Genomic DNA, 23,409 nt, shown 5'->3' with positions numbered 1-23,409 from the left:
ACCGTGAACACCCTGCAGGACAAGGTCCTCGTCATCGCCGGCGCGACCAGCGCCTCCGGCCGCGCCGTCGCCCGCGCGCTCGTGGACCAGGGCGCGAAGGTCGTCGTGGTCGGCACGCACCAGGGGCGCCTCGACGAGCTCGAGGTCGAGATCCCGGGCGTCATCGGCGAGCGCGCCGACCTCACCGACGGCGACGACGTGCTCGAGCTCGCTATGCGCGTGCACGCGAAGCTCGGCGACGTCGACGGCGTCGTCCACCTCGTCGGCGGATGGCGCGGAGGGGGCGGCATCCCAGGCCAGACCGACGAGGACTACCGCCTCCTCGAGCGTTCGCTGACGGCGCTCCGGCACGTGAGCCGTGTCTTCTGGGAGGACCTCGTCGCCTCCGCGGCCGGCCGCGTCGCCATCGTCTCGTCGACGACGGTCGAGAAGCCGACCGCGGGCGGCGCGAACTACACGGCGATCAAGGCCGCCAGCGAGTCGTGGATGCGCTCGCTCGCCGACGGCTTCGCGAAGGCCGACTCGCCGGGTGCGGCCGTCACCTTCCGGGTGCAGGCCCTGGCCGGCCTGGAGCAGCGGCTCGCCGACGAGGTCGTCGCGCTCTGGGCGACGGATGCTGCGGACGCCGGGCTCAACGGGCGGGTGACGACGCTCCAGGGGTGACGTCCCGGTCGTCGGCGGCCGGCTCGACCGCGGGCACTGCGGTGGTCGGCGCAGTGGTCGGTTCGCCGACCTCGGCGAACAGCTCGACGCCGTCGTCGTCCAGGTCCTCCTCCGTGACGAGGGCCTCGTGGCCCACGAGGTCAGTGGGAACCGCGGGCGCCTCGGGGCGCGGCGCGAACGCGCGGATGCTGCCCGTGATCGCGATCGTCGCGAGCGACACGACCACGGCGAGGATGCCGGCGGTGAGGACCGCGGCGGCGACCACGACGCGCGACTGGCCGCCGTACACGTCCGCGGCCGTGCCTTCCGGGCTGTTCAGCGCCGCGACGAGCGCGTCGTTCTCGGCGATCGTCATCACGATGCCGAGCACGAGCACGGCGATCGACGCGACGAGCGCGACGGGCGGGATGACGAGCGCGGCGAGGGAGATGGAACGGCGGGACGCGGGCATGGAGACCTCGGTTTCATTCGGCGACGCGTGGCGTCGATTCGGACCCGTCCGACCCTAGGGAGGGCGGATATGCATCCGCTGTGGATCGGCGATGCATCCCCGGGCCGGGGTCGCCGTCCGGGATTGGAAGCCGACCCGCTCGCCTGAGCCGACGAGCGCCGGTAGTGTGCATCCACACGAACCGGAAGGGGCGGAGCGTGGTCGACTTCATCGCATCCGACGGAACCCGGCTGAACTACCTCGAGTACGGCGACCCGACCGGTCGCCCGGTCGTGCTCGTCGCGGGTTTCAAGGCCCCCGCAACGAGCTGGCGATACCAGGTGAAGCCCCTGGCGCGCGCCGGGTACCGCGTCATCGCGCTCGACCGACGCGGGCACGGGAAGTCCGAGCCCGGCGACGGCGAACCCACGATGGAGCGGCACGGCCGGGACGTCCACGACCTCCTCGACGCACTCGACCTCGCCGACGCCACGCTCGTCGGCCAGTCGATGGGCGGCGACGCGCTCTGGGCCCTCGTCGCCGAGCACGGCACCGATCGCATCCGCGACCTGGTGATCGTCGACCAGACGCCGTGCATGCTGAACTCCGACGACTGGCCGCACGGCTTCTACGACTACGACGAGGGCAATCGCGACACGTGCTTCGCGACCGGTATCCCCGACCCGGGGCGCTTCCCCGCGAAGTCGAAGGGGCTCGTCCGCATCGCGCGGCTGCTGACCTCGCTCGACGTGCCGCGCGGCGGTGCACCTGCCTTCACCGAGGCCGAACTCGCCCTCCTGGACGACCACGCGAAGCGCGACTGGCGGCCGGTGGTGGCCGCGTGCGATGTGCCGGTGCTCTTCATCGCGGGCGCCGAGAGCGAGTTCTGGCCCGCCGAGCACGCGGCCGCCGCGGCCGCGCTGAGCCCGCTCGCGGACTCGGTCGTGATCGCGCGCGACGGCCATGCGGCGAACATCGAGCAGCCGCTCATGTTCAATCGGATCCTGCTCGACCGGCTGAAGGGCGACCCGCGGGCCGACGTCTCGGGCTGATGCCGGACGCCGCCGGGCGACCCGAGCTCAGCCGGGGAACGCCTTGCCGGGGTTCAGCACCCCGTGCGGATCGAGGGCCCGCTTGATCGCACGATGGAGCTCCACCACCCGCGGGCTCAGCTCGTGCGCCGCGCCCGGCAGCTTCAGCAGCCCCACGCCGTGCTCCCCCGTGACCGTGCCGCCGAGCGCCCGGCAGTCGTCGACGATGCGGTCGAACGCGCGCTTCGCCCGGGCCTTCGCGGCGTCGTCGCCCTCCGGAGCGATGATCAGCGGATGCAGGTTCCCGTCGCCCGCGTGGGCGATGTTCGCGATGACCACGTCGTGGTCGCGGGCGCTCGCCTGGATGCGCGACAGCATCTCGGGCACCCGTCCGCGCGGCACGCAGATGTCCTCGGTGAGCACGGGCCCGAGCCGCTCGAGCGCCGGGTAGGCGAGTCGCCGCGCGAGGAAGAGCCGGTCGACCTCCTCGGTCGAGACGCCCCGCTCGACCGCCAGGGCGCCGGCCCGGGCCATCCGCTCGGCGACCGCAGCCGCCAAGGTCTCGCCGGCCGCGCCGACCTCGTCGACGCGGGCGAGCAGCATCGCCTCGGCGCCGTGCGGCAGGCCGAGGGACTGCCAGGCATCGACCGCCTCGATGCACGTACGGTCGATCAGCTCCAGGGCGGATGGCACGATGCCCGCCGACGAGACGGCGGCCACCGCCTCGCCCGCCGCCTCGAGCGAGTCGAACGAGCCGACGATCGCGCGCTCCTCGCGGCCGCCGAGGGGCCGCAGCCTCAGCGTGAGCTCCACGATGATGCCGAGCGTGCCCTCGGACCCGACCATGAGCGCGGTGAGGTCGTAGCCCGTGACCCCCTTCGCGGTGCGGCGGCCGAGCCGCACGACCTCGCCGTCGGCGAGCACGACGGTCATGCCGAGCACGTAGTCGCGTGTCACGCCGTACTTGACGCAGCAGATGCCGCCGGCGTTGGTGGCGGCGTTGCCGCCGATCGTCGAGATCCGATGGCTCGCCGGGTCGGGCGGGTACCAGAGGCCGTGCGCAGCGACCGCCCGGCGGAGGTCGTCGTTGATCACCCCCGCCTCGGCGACCACGAGCCGCTCGTCAGCGTCGACCTCGAGGATCCGGGTCATCCGCTCGAGGGAGACGACGATCGAGTCGGCCATGGCGTTCGCCCCGCCGGAGAGTCCGGTCCCGGCGCCCCTCGCGACGACGTGCAGGCCGGACGCCGCCGCAGCGCGCACCGCCGCGACGACGTCCTCGACGGACTCCGCGAGCACGACCGCGTGCGGCTCGACGTGGTCGGCCCACTCGGCGTCGTCGTGCGCGTACCGCGCGAGTTCCGTCGGCTCGGTCAGCACCCGGTCGGGCGAGACGTCGCTCCGGAGTCGGGCGACGGCCTCGTCGGGGGAGGCGTTCGGGGCTGGCATCGAGCGGGGCTCCTCGGGTGGCGGTCGGTCAGGTCGTCGTGGGCGGCATCGTGGCATCCGTCGCCGGGCCGTCGTCCGCCTCGCCGTCGCCGCCCGCCGGGCCGGTCTCCTCGCCCGCCCCGTCGGCGACCTGGCGCGCCGTGTCGGCCGGATCGTGCTCGGCGCGGCTGAGGAGCACGAACGGTGCCGCGAGCACCTGGACCACGCCGCTGCACAGGAGCGAGAAGCCGTACCCGCCGATGTCGGCCGCGCGGCCGAGGGCCGGCTGGATCACGGCGCCTCCCGCGCTGCCGAGGAGCGAGTCGAACGACAGCACCGTCGCCCGCTGCTTCGACGGGATCATGTCGTTGAGGTAGGCGCGGTGCACGGGGTCGTCGATCGACGACGAGACGCCCCAGAGCGCGATGAGCACGACCGCGAGCCAGAAGTTCGCGACGAGCCCGAGCGCGAGCAGCACGACGGTGCTGAGCACGGTCGCGAGCAGGATCACCGACGTCCGCTTGCGGAAGCGGCGGCGGACGACCGGGGCGAGGAGCCCGCCGACGATGCCGGCCCCGGAGAGCAGTGCGGCCGCGAGCCCGGCGATCGAGTAGGCGCCCTCATCGCCCCAGAGCTCGAGGAGGTAGGGCTGGAGCGCGTAGAACGCGTAGAAGCCGACACCGGTCGTGAACGGCGTCGTCAACATGAGCCAGCGCACCGGTCGGCGCCCCAGCCCGTACTTCACCGAGGCCCGGAAGACCTCGCCGGTCGCCTTCACCGGACCGACGCCTCGCTCGGGCGTGAAACCGAGGTCGCGCATGAGCATCGCGGCGACGGCGAACATCACGACGAGGATCCCGGCGCGGATGAGGAAGGGGACCCCGAGGTTCGTGAGCTGCGCGATGACGCCGCCGAGGACCGACCCGCCGAGCATCGCGACGTTGCCGACGACGATGGCCCGGCCGAACACGGACTCGAGGCTTCCCCGATACCCCGTCGCCTGCAGCGCGTCGACGAGCCAGGCGTCGATCGCACCGGAGAAGAACGTGAAGCCGAGGCCGAGCAGCACCGAGACGATCGCCCAGGCCCAGAACGGCGACTGCCAGACCCAGAGCATCCAGTACATCGCCGTCGTGGCCGCGAGCGTCAGGGTGCCGAGCAGGTAGGAGGCGCGGCGTCCGACGGTGTCGGCGACGACACCGGTCGGGATCTCGAAGACGAACATGCCGACGCTGAAGAAGGCGTTCGCCGCGAACGCCTCGAGGTTCGAGAGGCCGGCGTCGAGGAGGAAGAGCGTGTTGATGCCCCAGATGAACGAGGCGGCGAGCGTGTTGCCGAGGGTCAGCGTGTAGTAGGTGCCCTGGACCCGCCGCGCGGCAGCACCGCCGTCGTCGCCCGAGCCGGCGGCGGCCTCGGCCGTGCGCCTCGGACTCCCCACGCGGTCCATCATGCCCGCGCCGGACCTCGGCCGCCAGCGTCCGGCGTTCACTCGGCGGGCACCCCCCGTTCGCGGTCCTTTTGCCGTAGAACGTGAAAAGCCGCGCGTCAAGCGATTTCTTTTGCTTGACCGCAGACTGACAAATGCCGTAGTGTCCGAAAAAGTTCGTGGACGCCAACTCACGAGCAACGGTGCGAAGAGTGGCTGATGGTGACCCTTCGCGCCGGGCGCGGGTCCTGATCCCGTGTTTCGGGCGCTCCGCCCGACCCCCCCACAACGGTTCAGTGCAAGGGAGCATCATGGATGAACTGACGGAACAGGCCGAGCACGACGCCCGGCTCCTCGGGACCCGGCTGGGTCTCACGCGCCGGCAGCTGCTCGCGGCGACGACGGGCATGGCGGCCGCTGCGGCGGTCGGCCTGGCCGGCGGCCACACGCACGCCCACGCCGCGCCCGCGGCCGCGGGCGGCAACGGGGTGCTCGTCCCGCCCGGCAAGCGGGGCATCATCCTCTTCACGGTCCGCGACGCGATCGGCCGGAACCCGCTGACGAACCCGGGCCTGCCCTCGGGCTTCAAGCAGGTCCTCGAGGAGCTCGCGCGACAGGGCTACAAGCAGATCGAGTTCGCCGGCTACAACCAGAACTCCAACTCCGAGGGCGGCAACCTCAACAACGTCGCCGGCGCGCAGCTGCTGCGCACGTGGCTCGACGACAACGGGCTCGAGGCCGAGGGCAACCACGGTTCGATCCCGAGCGTCGTGACCGAGGCGACGCTCGCGCAGTTCGACGCCCAGTGCGAGATCGCCAACATCCTCGGATTCGGGCACATCGGCACGGGCAACGACCCGTCCCGGAGCTCCTACCTCGCCGACTGGGAGACGGCGGCCGAGGTCTGGAACACGTTCGGAGAGCGCGCCGCCTCGCACGGGCTGAAGCTGTACACGCACAACCACGACCAGGCGTACAGCTTCCTGCTCGACAGCGGCCCGCTCGACGCGTCGGGGAACCCCACCAGGTCGAGCGGCCTGCGCCGCCTCGAGTGGTTCCTGCAGAACACCGACCCGAACTACGTCTACCTGGAGATGGACATCTACTGGGCGCACGTCGCGCAGCACCGCTACCAGAGCTACACCGCTCCGGACGGCAGCGTGGTGGACGACTGGTTCGACCCCGCCGGGCTCGTCTCCGAGCAGTCCACGCGGTTCCCGCTCTTCCACGCGAAGGATGGCGCGAAGAACGACAGCGCCGCGGGCTACTCGATCGTGCCGTTCGGTGCGGGCGACATCGACTTCACCACGTTCTTCCAGCGGATCGGGGCGAAGGGATACCACAACTCGATGTACGAGCAGGACAACGCCTCGTCCGTTCCGATGTCCTCGCCGACCATGTCGCTCGAGAACGCCGCGTCGTCGTACCAGAACCTGGCCGCACTCCGCGGCTGACGCATCACCCCGGCCGCGTCCGCGGCCGGCGCACGACCCCGGGCCGCGCGGGTGACCCAACTCCCCGCGCGGCCCGGACACACATGGATCCCGCCGAACCTCCTTCCATTCGTTGACTGGAGCACATCCATGCATCTCACACGTTCACGCCTCGCGGCGCTCGTGGTCGGAGCCGCCGTCGCGGCATCCGTCCTCGTCGCGGGGCCCGCTGTCGCCCATGACGGCGAGGACCACGGCGACGAGGTCTCGGCCACGACCTGGGCCAACTACGAGCGCGTCCGGCTCGCGGGAACCCAGGGCGTCGGCGAACCGATCGACCTCGCCGTCCTCCCGGACCTCCGGGTCCTGCACACGACCCGCAACGGGCAGGTCCGCCTCACGGACCCGGCGCAGGGCACGACCACCGTCGTCAACCAGCTCGACGTCTACTCCAACTCGGAGGACGGGCTGCAGACGATCACCCTCGACCCGGACTTCGAGGAGAACGGCTGGGTCTACCTCTACTACGCGCCCCGCATCATGGAGGCGCCCTACCCCGAGACGACCCCGGTCGGCTCGGCGCCGCGCGAGCTCCCGGCAGGCGAAGACGCCTCGTACTGGGACATCTGGAAGGGCTACAACCAGCTCAGCCGATTCCAATGGGATGCCGAGTCGAACTCGCTCGACCTCGCGTCGGAGCAGGTCATCATCAAGGTCGAGGTCCAGCGCGGGCAGTGCTGCCACGTCGCCGGCGACGTCGCCTTCGACAACGACGGCAACGTGCTGCTCTCGACGGGCGACAACACGCCGGCGAGCACGCCCGGCGCCAACGGCTACGCCCCGAACAACGACCGTCCGGGATGGAACCCCGGGTTCGACGCGCGTCGCGGCGCCGGCAACACCAACGACCTCCGCGGTGCGATCCTCCGGATCTCGGTCCAGGAGGACGGCAGCTACACGATCCCCGAGGGCAACCTGTTCGCGCCGGGTACGGCCGACACGCGTCCCGAGATCTTCGTGATGGGCCTGCGCAACCCGTTCCGCATGGACTACGACACCGAGACCGGCGCCGTCACGTGGGGCGAGTACGGTCCCGACGCCGGAACGGCGAACGAGCTCCGCGGGCCGATGGGCTACGTCGAGTGGCAGTCGACCACCGTGCCGATGAACGGCGGTTGGCCGTACTGCCACGGCCCGAACGCGAACTACAACGACTGGGACTTCGAGACGGCGACCCAGGGCGAGTGGTTCGACTGCGAGGGCACGCTTCTCAACACGAGCACGTACAACACCGGGCTCGACCAGCTCCCGACGGCGACCGCACCGCAGATCTGGTACGGCGACCGCCCCGAGCACCAGCCGTGGCCGGAGTTCGGCTCGGGCGGCCAGGCGCCGATGGGCGGCCCGACCTACCGCTACGACGCGGAGAACCCGTCGGAGACGAAGTTCCCGGCGTACTGGGACGGCAAGGCGTTCATGGCCGAGTTCTCACGCGACCGTGTCTTCGCCTTCTCGCAGGACGACCCCGACGGGCCGGTCACGAAGATCGAGGACTTCCTGCCCAACGCGTCGCTGAACGCGGCCGGGATGCCGCCGTGGGACAACGTGATCGACTTCGAGTTCGGTCCCGACGGCTCGCTCTACGTGCTGGACTACGGCGACGGCTTCTTCCGCCCGAACCCCGACGCCGGCCTGTACCGCGTCGACTACGTCGAGGGCACCAAGGGCCCGCGCGTCATCCTCGACGCCTCGCCCACGTCCGGTGAGGGACCGCTCGAGGTCGACTTCGACGCATCCGAGTCGACCCACCCCGATGGGCTCGCACTGAGCTACGCGTGGGACTTCGAGGGCACCGGCACGTTCGAGGACGGTGAGGCGACCGCGTCGCACACCTTCACCGAGGACGGCCAGTACCAGGCCCGAGTGCGGGTCACCGATGAGGGCGGCCGCGTCAGCCTCGCGTCCGTCACGGTCACGGTCGGCAACACCGCGCCCGTCGTGGAGATCGTCACCCCGGCGAACGGCTCGTTCGCCGACTGGGGCGACGAGATCGAGTTCGAGGTCCGGGTGACCGACCCCGATGAGGAGATCGACTGCGAGCGCGTGCTGTGGAGCTACGGCCTCGGCCACGACAACACGCACACGCACCCGCTGTTCACGGGCAACGGCTGCACGGCGACCGTCGAGATGGCGCTCGAGGCCGGGCACGGCGAGACCGAGAACATCTACGCGCAGATCGGCGCCTCGTACACCGACCTGGGCACCGACACGGCGCCGGCGCTGACCGGTGACGACGTCACGCTGCTCAACCCGCGTGCACTGCAGGCCGAGCACAACGACGCCCGCAGCGGCGACGTGACCGTCGTCGACGACGAGTCGGCCGAGGGCCTCCGCCACCTGGCGGGCCTGGACGCCGACGAGTGGATCGCCTACACGCCGGTCGAGTTCGGCGGCATCACGGGTGCCACCGTCCGCGCCTCGGGTGAGGGCGAGGTGTCGCTGCACTGGGGTGACGCGGACGCCGACGCCTTCGCGACCTTCGCGGTCGACTCCGAGGGCTGGGCGGATGTCTCGGTGCCGCTCGTGACCGTGCCGGAGGGCACCGGCCGCGTGGTCGTGACGTCGACGGGCGGGGTCCTGCTCGACCAGTTCGTGTTCACGACCTCGGTCTCCGACATCCGGGCCCTGCTCGGAGCGCTCGAGGACGACGGCCGGATCACCCGCGGTGTCGAGGCCTCGTTCGGCGACGTCCTCGCCGAGGTCGACGCGGCCCTCGAGGCCGGCGACACGGCACTCGCGATCGAGCGACTGCAGTTCATCGCGGAGAAGGCGCCCCAGCGGGTGCGCACCGACGCGGACGCGGCGGCGCTCATGATCCGCGCGGTCGAGGCGGTGATCGCCGAGCTCGAGTAGCACCCCGGCGGCGGCGGGGCTCGTCCCCGCCGCCGCCCACCAGACCGGTGCGGTCGGAAAACGACCTTGGCGGGATCCGCCGGCCGCACCAAGAACGGATCGGGCCGCGTCCTCGGAGGGCGCGGCCCGTTCCCATGCCCGTCAGCGGTCGGACCCGGTGGACACGCCGCACGCCGTTCGGCTCTGGCCCGGACGGCGCCCGCGGCGCTAGCCTTCGCCCATGATCCGCTTCCTGATCAACATCGCGATCTCGCTCGTCACGGCGGCCGTCGGCCTCCTGGTCACGTCCTGGATCCTCCCGGACTTCCACCTCGACGCGGCCGGGTTCATCGTCGCCGTGCTCGTCTTCACGGTCGCGCAGGCGATCCTGGCGCCCTTCATCTTCAACATGGCCCGCCAGTACGCCTCGGCGATCCTCGGCGGCATCGGGCTCGTCTCGACCTTCGTCGCACTCCTCATCGCGTCGCTGTTCCCCGACGGCATCCGAGTCGACGGCATCGTCACCTGGATCCTCGCGACCCTCATCATGTGGATCATCACGGCGCTCGGCACGTGGCTGCTCGGGCTCTGGTGGTTGAAGGGCCGCGTCGAGGATCGTCGCGCGAAGTCCTGAGGTCAGGCCTCGGGGCGGTACGCGAGCACCGGGCCCGCGACCGACACGCGGACCTCGGTCCCGCGGGGCACGAACTCCGAGGCGGTGACGCGGGCCCGCAGCCGCACGCCGTCGGCGAGCGCGAGCGCGAGCATCGCGTCGTGACCCGTGTACTCGACGTCGGTCACGACGCCGTCGAGGCCCTCGGCGAGGTCGTCGGTCGCGCGGGCTCCGGTCGATCCGGCGACGGACGGCGCGTCCGCGCGCACGACGCGGAGCTCCTCCGGTCGCACGAGCGCGGTCACGTCGTCGCCGTCCTCGGGCGCGACCCCCGAGGCATCCGCCACCGGCACCGCACGCAGCCGACCGATCGTCGTCGCGACCTCGTCGCCGTGCAGCACGCCGGGCAGGAAGACCGCATCGCCGACGAACCCGGCGACCCACGGCGTCGCCGGCGCGCGATAGACCTCCTCGGGCGTGCCGAGCTGCAGCACCTCGCCGCCGCGCATGACCGCCACGCGGTCGGCGACCGACAGCGCCTCGGCCTGGTCGTGCGTGACCAGGATGCCGGTGACGCCCTCGGCGCGGAGCAGCTCGCGCACCGCGGCACGGAGGTCGGCGCGCAGCATCGGGTCGAGCGCGCCGAACGGCTCGTCGAGCAGCACCAGCTCGGGTCCGGCCGCGAGCGCCCGGGCGAGCGCGACGCGCTGCGCCTGCCCGCCGGAGAGCTGCCCAGGCGCACGGGCGGCGAGCGGGGCGAGGTCGACGAGGTCGAGCAGCCGCCGGACCTCGTCGGACGTCGCCGCGCGACGCGCGGCCCGGGCCGAACCGCGCCCTGCGAGCATGCCGAATGCGACGTTCTCGGCGACCGTGAGGTGGGGGAAGAGCGCCGCGTCCTGCGGCACCCAGCCGATGCGGCGCTTCTCGGGCGCGAGGTGGATGCCGTGGGTGGTCACCATCCGCTGCCCGATGCGGATCTCGCCCGACTGCGCACGCAGCAGGCCCGCGATCGTGCGCAGCAGCGTGGTCTTGCCGCATCCGCTCGGCCCGACGATCGCGAGCAGCTCCCCGTGGGGCACCTCGACGTCGACGGCGTGCAGCACGGGCCCGCCCTCGTAGCCGACCGTCAGGTCGCGCACCTCCAACCGGCTCACGCGATCGCCTCCCGGGTCGCCTCACGTCCGGCGCGCGCGTCGGAGAGCAGGAACGCGGGCACCGCGGCGACCAGCAGCAGTGCGACCGCGTAGGGCGCGGCGGCGCCGTAGGCGGAGATGTCGGTGCGCTGCCAGAGCTCGACGGCGAGCGTGTCGGTGCCCGTCGGGCGCAGCATGAGCGTCGCGGGCAGTTCCTTCATGGCCGACACGGCGGCGAGCAGCGCGGCCGCGAAGATGCCGGGCCGCGCCAGTCGAGCCGTGACCGACCACCAGGTGCGGGCGCGCGAGTTGCCGAGCGTGCGCGACACGTCCTCGAGCGAGGTCGGCACCTGGCCGGTGGCCGAGCGGATCGACCCGATCGCCTTCGGCATGAAGAGGATGCCGTAGCCGAACGCGAGCACGAGTGCCGTCTGGTACAGCGCGGGCACGACGCTCAGCGAGAAGAACACGAGCGAGAGGCCGACGACGATGCCGGGCAGGCCGAGGGCGAGGTACCCGGCGGACTCGATGCCGCGCACCATCCGCCCGCGGTGCCGCGCGGCGAGCACGCCGATCGGCAGGGCGAGCGCGACGGCCACCACCGCGCCGCCCGCGGAGAGCAGCACGGTGTTGCCGATCGCCTGCGCCAAGTTCGCCCCGTCGAACGCCTGCAGCGTCTCTGCGGTGAGCACCCGGCCGAGGAGCACGGCGACCGGGACGACGACCGCCACGGCGGGCACGAGCGCGAGCAGGGCGAGGCCCGGCGCGGTCCACGGCCCGAGACGGGTCATCCGTCGTCGCCCGGCCGCCGGGGCGGCCTGGATGCGCCGGGCCGCGCGCCCGCGCGCGACCTGCTCGCCGATCACGACGAGCAGGGCGAGCGCGACGAGGAGCACCGCGAGCACGGCCGCCTCGTCGCGGCTGAAGCTCGCCGAGTACGCCTGCTGGATGGCGGTCGTGAGCACCGGGAAGCGGAACAGCGCGACCCCGCCGAAGTCGCTCAGCGTGTAGAGGCAGACGAGCAGCGCGCCGGCGAGGACCGCTGGGCGGATCTGCGGCCACGTGCCGAGCATGAAGGAACCGAACGGCCCGCGCCCGAGCGTGCGGGCGACGTCGTCGAGGCCCGTGCTGCCGATCCGCAGCGCTGCGGCGACGGGGAGCGTCACGTACGGCACCGAGACGAAGCTGAGCACGAGCCACGCGGCCCAGAACCCCTTCATCGACGGCTGCCAGGCGAGCCATCCGTAGGCCGCGAGGTACGAGGGCATCGCGAGCGGGAGCGCCGCCAGCACCGCCCAGGCGCCGCGCCAGCGCAGTCGGGCGCGCGCGAGCAGGAACGCGCTCGGCACGCCGAGCGCGACGGCGGTCAGGGTGACGGATGCCGCGAGCAGCACGGAGTTGCCGACGAGCAGGGGGACCCGGGGCCGGTCGAACACCGCGGCGAGCGCGTCGGGGTCGGCCGAGAGCACGCGGACCACGAGGTGGATGACCGGGATCGCGGCGAGCGCGACCGCGACGAGGGATGCCGCGATGAGCCCCCACGGGCGGCGGGGGCTCGGTGTCGCGACTCGGTCGGTCATGTCGGTTCCAGCGTAGGCGTGCGGAGCTGCGTTCCGGCCGGGTCGTCGGCCCGCGACATCCGCTCGCCCCGCCCGATCAGATCAGGCCGTTGTCGGCGAGGAGCCGCTGCGACTCGCCGACCGAGTCGAGGTCGCTGAGGTCGAGGCCCGGGTTCACGAGGGTCTCGATCGCGGGCAGGCCCTCCGGGGCGTCGACGCCCGGCAGCAGCGGGTACTCGAAGGTCTCCTCGACGAAGTACTGCTGCGCCTGCTCGGAGACGAGGAACTCGATGAACGCACGGGCGGCCTCGTCGTCGGCCGCGCCGTCCAGGATGGCGGCGCCCGTGACGTTGACGATGCCGCCGGGGTCGCCCGGCAGGAACTTCAGCTGGGCCCGCATGTTCTCGGCGCCGACCTCGGCGGCCTGGCGGAACCAGTAGTAGTGGTTGATGAGTCCGAGCTGCGCCTGGCCGGTGTTCACCAGGTCGAGCGAGGCGAGGTTGTTCTCCGTGAGCTCGGGGTCGTTGGCGGCCATGCCCTCGACCCATGCCGCGGCGGCCTCCTCGCCCTCGAGCACGCGCAGGGCGGTGATGAACGACTGGAAGCTCGCGTTGCCCGGAGCGAACGCGACCTCGCCCGACCAGTCGTCGGCGGTGAGGTCGTCCACGGTGTCGGGCACCTGGTCGTCGGTGAGCCGCTCGCCGTCGTAGGCGATGACGCGGGCACGACCGGTGACGCCGATCCACGAGTCGTCCTGCGAGGTGAAGCCGTCGGGGATCAGGTCGGCGAGGTCGGACGGGATCCCGGCGACGAGGCCGGCGTCGGCGAGCGCGCCGAGCGCACCGGCGTCCTGTGAGAGGAACACCTCGGCCGGCGTGCGGTCGCCCTCCTCAAGGAGCAGCGCCGTGAGCTCGGGCGTCGCGGCGTAGCGCGCCTCCACCGTGATGCCGGTCTCCTCCTCGAACTGCTCGATGAGCGGGCCGACGAGGCCCTCATCGCGGCCGACGTAGACGGTGAGCGTCTCGGCGTCGTCGGCCGGCGCGGTGCAGCCGGTCAGGGCGAGGGTCGCGGCCGCGAGGCCGGCTCCGGCGAGGAGGATTCCGCGTCGTGCGCGCATGGGCGTAGTGGCTCCAACGATCGGCGAGAAGGTGAGGGCCCGTCGAATGCGGGCGAACTTAGCTTAGCCTCACCTGCGTTCATGCTCGACTCGGGGCGTCACCCGCATGCTTGACGCCTCGGGTCGGCCAGCGTAGATTAAGTACATTATTAATTAAGGAGTCGCTTACATGACGGATGCCGCGGACGAGCTCAGCCTCGTCTTCCGCGCCCTCGCCGACCCGACCAGGCGTGCGATGCTCTCACGCCTGCACCGCGGACCGGCGACCGTCGGCGAACTCGCCGAACCGTTCGCGATGAGCCGCCCCGCGATCTCGCAGCACCTCGCCGTGCTCGAGCGCGCCGGGCTCATCGAACGCACCGTCACCGCGCAGTGGCGCACGTGCACCCTGCGGACGGAACCGCTCGACGAGGCGTCCGACTGGGTGGAACGGCATCGCGGCGAATGGAACGGGCGGTTCGACCTGCTCGACGAGCAGCTCCGCAGGATGAGAGGGGGAACCCCATGACCGCGCAGACCGACGCGCAGTTCACCATCACCCGCATCTTCGATGCACCCCGCGAACTGGTCTGGCGCGCCTGGACCGAGTCCGCGGACGCGGCCGAGTGGTGGCACCCGCGCGGCATCGTCATCAAGGACGGCAGCGTCTCCGTCGACGCCCGGCCGGGTGGCCGATACGCCTACACGATGGTGAACCCGGCCGACGGGAGCGAGTACCCGACCGCCGGCGTCTACCGCGAGGTCGACCCGCCTCGGCGACTCGTCTTCACCTGGGCCTCGCCCGGCGACCCGGACGAGACCGCCCCCGTCATCACCGTCGACCTCAGGGAGCTCGAGGGCGGGCGCACCGAGATGCTGTTCCACCTGCGCGGGTTCCCGGGTGCACCCGGCGACGAGGACGTGTACGACGGCTGGGACTCGGCGTTCGACCTGCTCGGCGAGCAGCTGGCGGCGAGGATCCGCTGATGGGACGGCTCATCGTCGAGCAGATCGTGTCGGCCGACGGCTACGCAGCCGACGAGGAGGGCGGCATCGGCTTCTTCGAGGCGGTCCCCGGCCTCGAGGCGACCGACCACGACCAGCTCGCCTTCCTCGAGGGCGTCGACGCGATCCTCCTCGGCGCGAACACGTACCGGCGGCGCCCGTCTGGGAGAATCGTCCGGTGACCCACGAGTTCGTTCCCCTCCACGACCGCGAGTTCCGCGGCTTCGCCTCCGACAACTACTCGGGCGTGCACCCCGAGGTGCTCGCCGCGATCGCCGGCGCGAACGGCGGGCACCAGGTCGCCTACGGCGACGACGCGTACACCGCCGACCTGCACACGCTCTTCGCACGCCACTTCGGCGACCCGGTCGAGGTGTACCCCGTGTTCAACGGCACGGGCGCCAACGTCACGGCGCTGCAGTCGATGCTCCCCCGCTGGGGCGCGGTGATCGCGGCATCCACCGCCCACATCAACGTCGACGAAGGCGGCGCGCCCGAGCGCGTCGGCGGAATCAAGCTGCTCACGGTGCCGACGGACGACGGCAAGCTCACGCCGGAGCTCATCGACCGCGAGGCGTGGGGCTGGGGCGACGAGCACCGCGCACAGCCGCTCGTCGTGTCGATCACGCAGACCACCGAGCTCGGCACCGCGTACTCCGTCGAGGAGATCCGCGCCATCGCCGACCACGCGCACGAGCGCGGGATGACGCTGCACATGGACGGCGCGCGGATCTCGAACGCCGCGGCATCCCTCGGACTGCCCTTGCGCGCCTTCACTCGCGACGCGGGCGTCGACGTGCTGAGCTTCGGCGGCACCAAGAACGGCGCGCTGCTCGGCGAGGCCATCGTGGTGCTGAACCCCGCGGCATCCGAGGGCCTGAAGTACCTGCGGAAGCTCAACATGCAGCTCTCGTCGAAGATGCGATTCGTGTCGGCCCAGCTCATCGCGCTGCTCGACGGCGACCTGTACCTCCGCAACGCGTCGCACTCGAACGCCATGGCCCGTCGCCTGCGCGACGCGCTCGACGGGGGCATCGCCGCGGGCGAGCTCCCCGGCCTGTCGTTCACGCAGGCCACCCAGTCGAACGGCGTGTTCGCGGTGCTTCCCGCCGGTGTCGCCGACCGGCTGCGCGAGCGCGGCTTCAAGTTCTACGACTGGGATGCGGCGAAGAACGAGGTGCGCTGGATGTGCTCGTTCGACACGACCGAGGACGACATCGACGCGTTCGTCGCCGGCATCCGTGAGGAGCTCGCGCGCGCCGTGGCCTGAGCGCTCGCACGCGCGCGAGTGTCCGATCGATGCCGGGTTCGAGGCCCGCGCACCGCATCCCTCGGACACTCGCCCGCACGCGCGGCGCCGGGGTGCTCGGAATGTTCCGAGGATCCATGCGTTGTAATGCACTGGGACGACGGTGTCCCGGCAGATCCATCGGAACCACTCGGAAGGCACCGTCACCATGACCCTCGTCGACACCTCGCGCCACGTCCCCACCGACGCCCCGCTCATCGCCCCCCTCGTCGAGCGCTGGAGCCCGCGCGCGTACGACCCCACCGCCGAGCTCTCGGAGGAGAGCCTGCGCACCCTGCTCGAGGCCGCCCGCTGGGCGCCGTCGGCGAACAACGTCCAGCCGTGGCGCTTCATCGTCGCGCGGCGCGGCACCGCGGCCTTCGCCGCCATCCACGACGCCCTCATGGGCTTCAACCAGGCGTGGGCCGACTCGGCCGCCGCGCTCGTCGTGAACGTCGCCGAGACCGTCGACGAGTCGGGCACGCCGCGCCCGTGGGCGAAGTACGACCTCGGCCAAGCCGTCGCCTACATGTCGCTCCAGGCCCAGCACGACGGCCTGCACACGCACCAGATGGGCGGCTTCGACGCGGCCCGCCTCGCCGAGGTGTTCGGCCTGCGCGCCGGCCTCGACGTCGTCTCGGTCAGCGCGATCGGCAAGGTCGGCGACGCGTCGGCGCTCCCCGAGCCGCTCCGCGAGCGCGAGGTCGCCCCGCGCAGCCGCAAGTCGCTCGACGAGATCGTGATCGCCGCGGCCTGATCGGGCCGTGCTCCGAGGCGGGGCGGATGTCGCGAGCGCGCGGCATCCGCCCCGTCTCGCGTCACCTCGTCGCGACAGGAGGAACTTCCGCGCGACACGCCGCCGGGGAGTGGGCCGACACGCCGCACGACGCGGGAAGTTCCTCCCGTAGGGCGGCGCGCGGCGTACTGCGCGCGGCGCGCGCCGGCGACTACGGCCGCAGCAGCACCTTGACCGCCCGGCGCTCGTCCATCGCGGCGTACGCCTCGGCCGCCTCAGCGAGCGGCAGCTCGAGGTCGAAGACGAGGCCGGGGCGGATGGCGCCGGAGCGCACGTCGGGCAGCAGCTCCTCGATGTACCCGCGCACCGGCGCGACGCCGCCGTTCACGCCGACGTTCCGGTTGAACATGGGGCGCACCGGCAGCTCGGGCCCGCCGTTCGGCGCGCCGACGTAGCCGACCATGCCGCCCGGGCGGGTCGAGCGGAGCGCCTGGTCCATCGACTCCTTGGTGCCGACGCACTCGAGGACGCGGTCGGCGCCGATGCCGCCGGTGAGCTCCTTCACCCGCGCGACGCCCTCGTCGCCGCGTTCCTCGACGACGTGCGTCGCGCCGAACTCGCGCGCGAGCGCCTGCCGGTCGGCGTGCCGCGACATCGCGATGATCGTCGTGGCCCCGAGCCGCTTCGCGGCGATGACCGCGCACAGCCCGACCGCACCGTCGCCGACGACCGCGACCGAGTCGCCCGGGCCGACGCCCGCCGAGACCGCGGCGTGGTGTCCCGTGCCCATGACGTCGGAGAGCGTCAGCAGGCCGGGCACCTCGTCGTCGGCGATCGGGCCGGGCACGACGACGAGCGTGCCGTCGGCGAGGGGCACGCGCACGCGCTCGCCCTGGCCGCCGTCGGCGACGCCGCCGACCTTGTCCTCGCCGCCCCACCAGCTGCCGGCGAGGCACGACGTGCTGACGCCGTTGCGGCAGTTCGCGCAGGTGCCGTCGCACACGTAGAACGGGGCGATCACGAAGTCGCCCGTCGTCACCGTCGACACCTCGGGCCCGACGGCCTCGACGACGCCGACGAACTCGTGCCCGATCCGGTGCGGGGCGTGCGTCGGCGTGACGCCGCGGTACGGCCACAGGTCGGACCCGCACACGCACGCGGCGACGACGCGCACGACGGCGTCGCCGCCGGTCGAGAGCTCGGGGTCGGGAACGTCTTCGACGCGGATGTCCCGGGCGGCGTGGATCACGGTGGCGAGCATGCGTGCGAGCCTACGCGCAGATCCCCCGGGACTCGGGTCATCGACCGCGACCGGCGGGAGCCGGGGATGGCCACCGGGTGCGGGGACCGGGTCGAGCTGGGAGAATCGGCCCGTGCGAACCGCGCCGCATCGCCGGGCCGGGAGGGTGGCCCGCGTCGCGGTGGCCGCCGTCGCGGTGGCCGCCGCCGTCGGCGCCGTTCCGGCGGCGGTGACGGTCTGGGCGGAGACGGCCGACCTGCTGCTCACCGGCGCCGAGCTTCTCGTCGGTGTCGCGTACGCGTCGATCGCCCTGGTCGCCCCGGTCGACCTGGAGATCCGGGCCGCTGCAGCGACGACCGCGGCACTGTGGGTGGCGGGGACGTTCGTCACCGGAGCCGCGACGGCGCACCAGGCCGGCCTCGCGTGGCTGCTCATCGCGGCAGCGGGTGGGTGGCACGGGACGTGGGCGATCGCGGGGCTCGCGGCGGTCGGCGTCGCGCTCGCGTCGGGCGTGCTGCCGACCGCGATGACGGCCACGGTGTTCGCGGGGATCGCCGTGTGGTCCGCCGTTCCACGCGGTGCCGGGAGCCACCGCAGGATCGCCCTCGCCGCGACGGCGGCCTCGGCGATGGTTGCGCTCGCGCTGGCGGGGGCGTGGGCGGCGCAGTCCCGCATCGGCGGTCTCGACCCTCGGACGATCCTCGCGGCGTACGCGGGCGTGCTGATCGCGGCCGCACTCCTGATCTCCGGTGCGGCGATCTCGGAGCGGCGGCGCATCGCCCGACTTCGCGAGACCGCTGCGTCGGCCGGCGATGCGACCGGGCTCGGCGGGCTCGAGGCGGTGCTGCGCAACACGCTGCGCGACGATCGCCTGCGCCTCCTGGTGCTCCCTGCCGGGCACGATCCGCTCGCGGCCGGGACGCATCGCGATGCTGGGACGACCCGTCTGGCCACCACCGAGATCGCCGACGAGGCCGGCACGCCGATCGCGCTGATCGTGCATCGCCCGGGGTCCCTCGGCGAGCCGGCCCTGTCTCGAGCCGTCGCCGACGCGGTTCGGCTCGCCGACGACCACGACCGCCTCCAAGCGCAGTTGGAGACGCAGCGACGCGATATCGCTCGGACGCGCGCCGACCTCCTCGAGGCGGCTCAGGCGGGTCGACTGGCCGTGGCCTCGAGGGTCGACGAGGAGGTGCTCGAGCCGCTGCGTCGCGGGTTCCGCCTGCTCGACGAGTTGCAGCCGCCCGGCGCCCCGGCCCCCGATGCGGAAGCGACGGCCGACCCGCTCGCGATCGCCGTCGAGGAGGTGCGCCTCGCCGAGCGCGACCTCCTCGGCGTCGTCGACGCCGCACGGGCACGCGACCTCGGCGACGGCCGGCTTGCGACGGAGCTGCGCGCGCTCACGCGATCCGGGGTCCCGGAGATCGACGTCGATGCCGATCAGGACGCCACCGCCGATGCCGCGACGGAGACCGCGCTCTACTTCATCGCGTCCGAAGCGGTCTCCAACGCGATGAAGCACGCTCGGGCGTCGCGGATCGAGGTGAGTCTCGACCGCGCCGGGGATGCGATCCGCTTGGAGGTCGTCGACGACGGTCGAGGCGGGGTCCGGCCGACCGGAATCCCCGCCATCCGCCGCCGGGTCGAGGCCCTCGCCGGCCGGCTCGAGATCGAGAGTCCGGTCGGCGAGGGCACCCGGGTCACTGCGGAGGTTCCGCGTCGCCGATCCGCATCCACGGCTCGACGATCAGGAGCCCGTTGATCGGCCTCATCCCGTCCACGTCGCCGAACACGAGGTCCTCGCCGTCGAGGCGCCACGCGGCGGTCACGTCGACGGTCCTGTAGCAATCCCTGGGGCAGTCGACGTATCGGGAGTGCACTTCCTCGTCGTACACGAACGTCACGACGCCCTCGCCGTTCGGCACGAGCCGTCCAGCCTCCAGGACCTGCTCCGAGGGCAGGCCCCCGTTGCCGCAGTCGTCGTCGGGATCCGACAGGATCTGGCACCGGAACGCGTAGGTGCCCTCGAACACGTCGAGCGTCCAGATGCCGGGATAGCCCGGCTCCTGCGAGAGTCCCGTGTTCCGGACCTCCTCCTCGGTCACCTCCACGCGGTACCGTCCGTCCGGCGGCAGTGGAGCGTCGCGCTGCTCCGCCGTCGGCTCCAAGGCGCTCGGGTCATCGCATCCGTCGGGGATCTCCGGCACGTACACCTCGGGATGCTGCTCGGCGGCCGAGAGCACCGCGTCGAGCATCTCCGCCTCGTCGGGGTCGTTCGCGAGTTCGTCGAGCACCGGTGCGGCCTGCGCACGCAGCGCCTCGATCGACGCTTCGCCGCCGCGGACGAACCTGACGTTCTGCTCGCAGAGGTGTTCGAACGCGGCGGATTCGTCGTAGTCGCCGGCGAGCGAGGCTGCGACCGCGCTCCTCGCGGCACGCTCGATCCACCCGCGCTGCACCTCGGGCAGCGACTCGAGCCGCTCGCGATTCATCGAGAGGACGAGGACCTTCGGCCAGAGGACGACGTCGGCCGCGACCCACGGCGCCTCGGTGGTCAGCCCGATCTGCTCGTAGTGCGGCACGTCGAACTCCGCACCGTCCAGCCCGCCGGCGCGCAGCTGGTCCGACCAGTTCGCCCCTGCCATGACCGCGCGGCCGCCCAGCGCCTCGACCGTGTGCTCCTGCACCGGCGAGTTGAACACGCGGAATCGCACGCCCTGCCAGTCCGCCGGGTCGAGGAGGGCGGCCTCGGCGGCGAAGGGGCGGCGAAGCGGACCCATGAGGAGTCCCAGCGACACCAGTCCCTCCTCGTCGAGTCGCTCTGCGATGAGCTCTGGGGCCTCCCCCTCGATGAGCGCGCGCTGGGCGTCGTAGCTCATCAGCCGCATCGGCGCCTCGACCGCGCGCAGGCCGTCGATGCCCGCCGCGGCGAAGGCGCGCGTGGCGGGCCAGATCACGTCCACGTCACCGTCGGCGAGTGCCTGCACGAGCTCGGTCTCGGCCTCGGCATCTCCGTCGCCGTAGCCGGTCTCGAGGCTGACCTCGATGGCGCCGCCGCTCTCGGTCTCGAGCGCATCCAGGAATGCGGAGACCCCTACGAGCTGCCCCGTCGGATTCACCTCTCCGTCGATCGTCGCCACGCGCAGCGTGAGCGTCGAGGACCCGGTGCGGTCCGCGCTCGTCGCACACCCCGCGGTGATCCCGACCGCACACACCGCAGCCACTGCGACAGCTGTCCTGATCCGCATGATGACCCCTCCCCGATTGTGGTCCAGATCCGACGAGCATCGCCACCGTCACGGGCGGCGTGCACCGTGCGGCCTCGGCATGCGGCGGGGGGAAACACGGAACCCCGGGGTGGCGCAGGTCGCTACCATCGCACCATGACCGTACGGTCACGGGTGGGCGAGCCGGCGATCGGTCCTGGGACCGGTCCGTCCCGCGCCCGGCGGAGTCGGGCCGCCGCCGTGTCACCGGGCCTGGCCGCAGCGTCGACGGCGACCGCCATCGGCGGGCTCGCCTCGATCGGCGTCGTGCTCTACGCGATGCGGTCCGCGCGGATGCTCGCCAACGAGCCGTTCGTCGCCTGGGTGGAGTCCGTCGCGATCGTCCTGCTCGTCATCGGGGCGTGGCTGGCGGTTCGACGCCCGCCGCTCGCCACGGCATGCGCCGTCGCGGCCGCGGGGGCCGGCGTGCCCGTGCTGGCCGGAGCATCCGCCGCCCCGGCCCTCGCCACGACCCTGGGGATCGGCCTCGCCCCCTTGTCGGTCGCGGCGGCGGCCGCGGTGGCGATCGAGTACGCGGACCTCGCCGATCGCCGCGCCCGTGTCGTCCTCTGGGCCGTCGCCGGGACCGCGTCGGCGCTCGTCGCCCTGACCATCGACCCGATCGACGAGGCGGCCTGCCTGCGGCGGTGTCCGGATGTCCCGGCACCCTTGTCGGACATCGCCGATTCCGCCCTCACCGTCGCGTTCGGCGCAGGCGCCTCGGTCGCCTGCCTCGCGATCGCCGTCGTCATGATGCTCCGTCGGGCCGGACGGCCTTCGAGTGTGGTCGCACCGGCAGTGCTCGCCGCGCTCGCGGCCGGTGCGCTCGCCACGGTCGGGCAGGCGCTCCGAGCGGTGAACTGGGGACACATCGGCGGATGGCCATGGGCTGCGGCGATCTTCGCGACCGGCTCGGCACTGCTCGGCGCTACGGTGGTCGTGGAGCGCCTCGGCCGGATCCGCACGACCACCGAGATCCGACGGTTGGCCGAGCGGCTCAGCGTCGGAGGTGCCGGGCGAGCGGTGTTCCCCGCGCTCGACGACGGTGGCTGGCTCGATGTCGACGGCCTGCCCGTGACGGATGCCTCGGAGTTCCGGACCGAGATCGCCGACGAGCTCGGCGTGATCGCCAGGCTCGCGCTCGGTCGCCGGGAGCGGTCGCTGCCGGCCGCCGACCTCGACCCCGCCGACCTCCTCGCCATCCGGAACGCGCGGATGACGGCGTCCGCCCTCGCCCGCGTGCGCTGGCTCGAGGAGTCGCGACGGCTCGTGGTCGCGTCGACCGAGCGCGAGCGCGAACGCGTCGAACACGACCTGCACGACGGCGCGCAGCAACGGCTCGTGAGCGCGCTGCTGTTCCTCGCCGTCGCACGACGGGAGCTCGGCGACTCCGACGCGCTGACCGAGGCGGAGTCGCAGATCAGGATCGCCCTCGAACGCCTGCGCGAACTCTCGCACGGGCCCGACCCGCATGATGGAGAGGATGGTCGGCGCACATGACGCAGGACCAGGGAACGCTCGGCCTGAGGATCGTCCTCGCCGACGATGCGCCGCTCATCCGCCGCGGCATCGCACTGCTGCTCGAGGGTTCGGGTGCGGAGGTCGCGGGCGAGGCCGATGACGCCGCGGGGCTGCTCCGGTTGGTCGAGCGCACGCACCCCGACATCGCGGTCGTCGACATCCGCATGCCGCCGACGTTCACCGACGAGGGCGTCGTGGCGGCACGCACGATCCGGGAGCGCCATCCGTCGACCTCGGTCGTCCTGCTCAGCCAGCACATGGATGTCGCGACCGCCGCCGCGGTGCTGGCCGAGCCGTCGGGCGGCGTCGCCTACCTGCTGAAGGAGCGGGTGTCCGACATCGGCGTGCTGATCGATGCGATGCACCGCGTCCGCGGCGGCGAGGTCGTGCTCGACCCGACGCTCGTCGCCGCGCTCATGCGCCCGAGCAGCGACTCGCCGATCGAGCGACTCACTCCGCGGGAGCGCGAGGTGCTCGCCGCGATGGCGGAGGGCCGCTCCAACGCCGGCATCGCGCGCGAGCTCTACATCAGCGAGCGCACGGTCGAGTCCATCTCGGCGTCGGTGTTCCAGAAGCTCGGCCTCGAGCCGTCGGGAGAGCAGAACCGACGGGTCCAGGCGGTACTCGCCTACCTCGACCGTTGACCATC

21 protein-coding genes are annotated in these 23,409 nt (G+C 72.5%); 13 read left to right on the top strand and 8 right to left on the bottom strand.

The window, feature by feature from the left end; genetic code table 11:
• The first annotated feature begins 3 nt into the window (after nucleotides 1-3).
• Complete coding sequence (locus tag ABME02_RS06850; protein WP_353814526.1) at nucleotides 4-663, top strand: SDR family NAD(P)-dependent oxidoreductase; 660 nt, start codon at nucleotides 4-6, stop codon at nucleotides 661-663.
• Here the strand turns inward: ABME02_RS06850 and ABME02_RS06845 are convergent.
• Entirely contained in the window at nucleotides 632-1,114 is a 483-nt protein-coding gene (locus ABME02_RS06845) for a hypothetical protein (RefSeq protein ID WP_353814525.1), read from the bottom strand. The two genes, ABME02_RS06850 and ABME02_RS06845, sit on opposite strands and share 32 nt — an antisense overlap.
• Before the next feature lie 197 nt (nucleotides 1,115-1,311).
• On the opposite strand from ABME02_RS06845, the gene ABME02_RS06840 reads away from it, so the two are divergent.
• Nucleotides 1,312-2,145, top strand: coding sequence for an alpha/beta fold hydrolase (locus tag ABME02_RS06840; protein ID WP_353814524.1), 834 nt, complete (start codon nucleotides 1,312-1,314; stop codon nucleotides 2,143-2,145).
• A 27-nt stretch (nucleotides 2,146-2,172) separates the two neighbouring features.
• Here the strand turns inward: ABME02_RS06840 and ABME02_RS06835 are convergent, their stop codons facing one another.
• Both ABME02_RS06835 and ABME02_RS06830 read right to left on the bottom strand, forming a co-directional pair.
• A complete protein-coding gene (locus ABME02_RS06835; RefSeq protein ID WP_353814523.1) occupies nucleotides 2,173-3,573 on the bottom strand; it encodes an FAD-binding oxidoreductase in 1,401 nt (466 codons plus the stop codon).
• 28 nt (nucleotides 3,574-3,601) lie between these two features.
• Entirely contained in the window at nucleotides 3,602-4,990 is a 1,389-nt protein-coding gene (locus ABME02_RS06830) for an MFS transporter (protein WP_353814522.1), read from the bottom strand.
• Between the two features lie 299 nt (nucleotides 4,991-5,289).
• Here ABME02_RS06830 and ABME02_RS06825 point away from each other — a divergent pair, with 299 nt between their 5' ends.
• The 3 genes from ABME02_RS06825 to ABME02_RS06815 all read left to right on the top strand — a co-directional run bounded on the left by ABME02_RS06825 (nucleotide 5,290) and on the right by ABME02_RS06815 (nucleotide 9,937).
• Nucleotides 5,290-6,432 (top strand): sugar phosphate isomerase/epimerase family protein, encoded by a 1,143-nt coding sequence (locus ABME02_RS06825; RefSeq protein ID WP_353814521.1) that lies wholly within the window; start codon nucleotides 5,290-5,292, stop codon nucleotides 6,430-6,432.
• Between the two features lie 129 nt (nucleotides 6,433-6,561).
• Nucleotides 6,562-9,324 carry a PQQ-dependent sugar dehydrogenase gene (locus ABME02_RS06820; protein ID WP_353814520.1) on the top strand — a complete coding sequence of 921 codons (2,763 nt, stop codon included), beginning with the start codon at nucleotides 6,562-6,564 and terminating at the stop codon, nucleotides 9,322-9,324.
• Nucleotides 9,325-9,544: 220 nt separating this feature from the next.
• Nucleotides 9,545-9,937 (top strand): phage holin family protein, encoded by a 393-nt coding sequence (locus ABME02_RS06815; RefSeq protein WP_353814519.1) that lies wholly within the window; start codon nucleotides 9,545-9,547, stop codon nucleotides 9,935-9,937.
• A gap of 2 nt (nucleotides 9,938-9,939) precedes the next feature.
• Here ABME02_RS06815 and ABME02_RS06810 read toward each other — a convergent pair whose 3' ends face one another.
• From ABME02_RS06810 to ABME02_RS06800, 3 genes are all read right to left on the bottom strand, one after another.
• Nucleotides 9,940-11,070 (bottom strand): ABC transporter ATP-binding protein, encoded by a 1,131-nt coding sequence (locus ABME02_RS06810; protein WP_353814518.1) that lies wholly within the window; start codon nucleotides 11,068-11,070, stop codon nucleotides 9,940-9,942.
• On the bottom strand, nucleotides 11,067-12,629 hold the full coding sequence (locus tag ABME02_RS06805) for an ABC transporter permease (RefSeq protein ID WP_353814517.1): 1,563 nt from the start codon (nucleotides 12,627-12,629) through the stop codon (nucleotides 11,067-11,069). Before ABME02_RS06805 ends, ABME02_RS06810 begins: the two co-directional genes overlap by 4 nt.
• Nucleotides 12,630-12,705: 76 nt before the next feature.
• Entirely contained in the window at nucleotides 12,706-13,725 is a 1,020-nt protein-coding gene (locus ABME02_RS06800) for an extracellular solute-binding protein (protein WP_353814516.1), read from the bottom strand.
• A gap of 169 nt (nucleotides 13,726-13,894) precedes the next feature.
• Between ABME02_RS06800 and ABME02_RS06795 the strand changes: the two genes are divergently transcribed.
• From ABME02_RS06795 to ABME02_RS06775, 5 genes are all read left to right on the top strand, one after another.
• Nucleotides 13,895-14,233 (top strand): ArsR/SmtB family transcription factor, encoded by a 339-nt coding sequence (locus ABME02_RS06795; RefSeq protein WP_353814515.1) that lies wholly within the window; start codon nucleotides 13,895-13,897, stop codon nucleotides 14,231-14,233.
• Entirely contained in the window at nucleotides 14,230-14,691 is a 462-nt protein-coding gene (locus ABME02_RS06790) for an SRPBCC family protein (protein WP_353814514.1), read from the top strand. Before ABME02_RS06795 ends, ABME02_RS06790 begins: the two co-directional genes overlap by 4 nt.
• Entirely contained in the window at nucleotides 14,691-14,891 is a 201-nt protein-coding gene (locus ABME02_RS06785) for a dihydrofolate reductase family protein (protein WP_353814513.1), read from the top strand. The genes ABME02_RS06790 and ABME02_RS06785 overlap by 1 nt, the downstream gene beginning before the upstream one ends.
• The gene (locus ABME02_RS06780; RefSeq protein WP_353814512.1) at nucleotides 14,888-15,979 is read left to right on the top strand and encodes a threonine aldolase family protein; all 1,092 of its coding nucleotides are present in this window, start codon (nucleotides 14,888-14,890) and stop codon (nucleotides 15,977-15,979) included. The genes ABME02_RS06785 and ABME02_RS06780 overlap by 4 nt, the downstream gene beginning before the upstream one ends.
• Nucleotides 15,980-16,166: 187 nt before the next feature.
• Complete coding sequence (locus ABME02_RS06775) at nucleotides 16,167-16,754, top strand: nitroreductase family protein (protein ID WP_353814511.1); 588 nt, start codon at nucleotides 16,167-16,169, stop codon at nucleotides 16,752-16,754.
• Nucleotides 16,755-16,944: 190 nt separating this feature from the next.
• Here the strand turns inward: ABME02_RS06775 and ABME02_RS06770 are convergent, their stop codons facing one another.
• On the bottom strand, nucleotides 16,945-17,994 hold the full coding sequence (locus ABME02_RS06770) for a zinc-dependent alcohol dehydrogenase family protein (protein ID WP_353814510.1): 1,050 nt from the start codon (nucleotides 17,992-17,994) through the stop codon (nucleotides 16,945-16,947).
• A gap of 112 nt (nucleotides 17,995-18,106) precedes the next feature.
• Between ABME02_RS06770 and ABME02_RS06765 the strand changes: the two genes are divergently transcribed.
• A complete protein-coding gene (locus tag ABME02_RS06765; protein ID WP_353814509.1) occupies nucleotides 18,107-19,735 on the top strand; it encodes a sensor histidine kinase in 1,629 nt (542 codons plus the stop codon).
• Here ABME02_RS06765 and ABME02_RS06760 read toward each other — a convergent pair.
• On the bottom strand, nucleotides 19,674-21,197 hold the full coding sequence (locus ABME02_RS06760) for a TRAP transporter substrate-binding protein (protein ID WP_353814508.1): 1,524 nt from the start codon (nucleotides 21,195-21,197) through the stop codon (nucleotides 19,674-19,676). The two genes, ABME02_RS06765 and ABME02_RS06760, sit on opposite strands and share 62 nt — an antisense overlap.
• Nucleotides 21,198-21,356: 159 nt before the next feature.
• Here ABME02_RS06760 and ABME02_RS06755 point away from each other — a divergent pair, with 159 nt between their 5' ends.
• Complete coding sequence (locus ABME02_RS06755; RefSeq protein ID WP_353814507.1) at nucleotides 21,357-22,739, top strand: histidine kinase; 1,383 nt, start codon at nucleotides 21,357-21,359, stop codon at nucleotides 22,737-22,739.
• Nucleotides 22,736-23,404 carry a response regulator gene (locus ABME02_RS06750; protein ID WP_353814506.1) on the top strand — a complete coding sequence of 223 codons (669 nt, stop codon included), beginning with the start codon at nucleotides 22,736-22,738 and terminating at the stop codon, nucleotides 23,402-23,404. Before ABME02_RS06755 ends, ABME02_RS06750 begins: the two co-directional genes overlap by 4 nt.
• Nucleotides 23,405-23,409: the final 5 nt, after the last annotated feature.

Source organism: Agromyces zhanjiangensis, assembly GCF_040496055.1.
Lineage (GTDB): Bacteria > Actinomycetota > Actinomycetes > Actinomycetales > Microbacteriaceae > Agromyces > Agromyces zhanjiangensis.
This window is presented reverse-complemented; position numbering and strand designations above follow the sequence as displayed.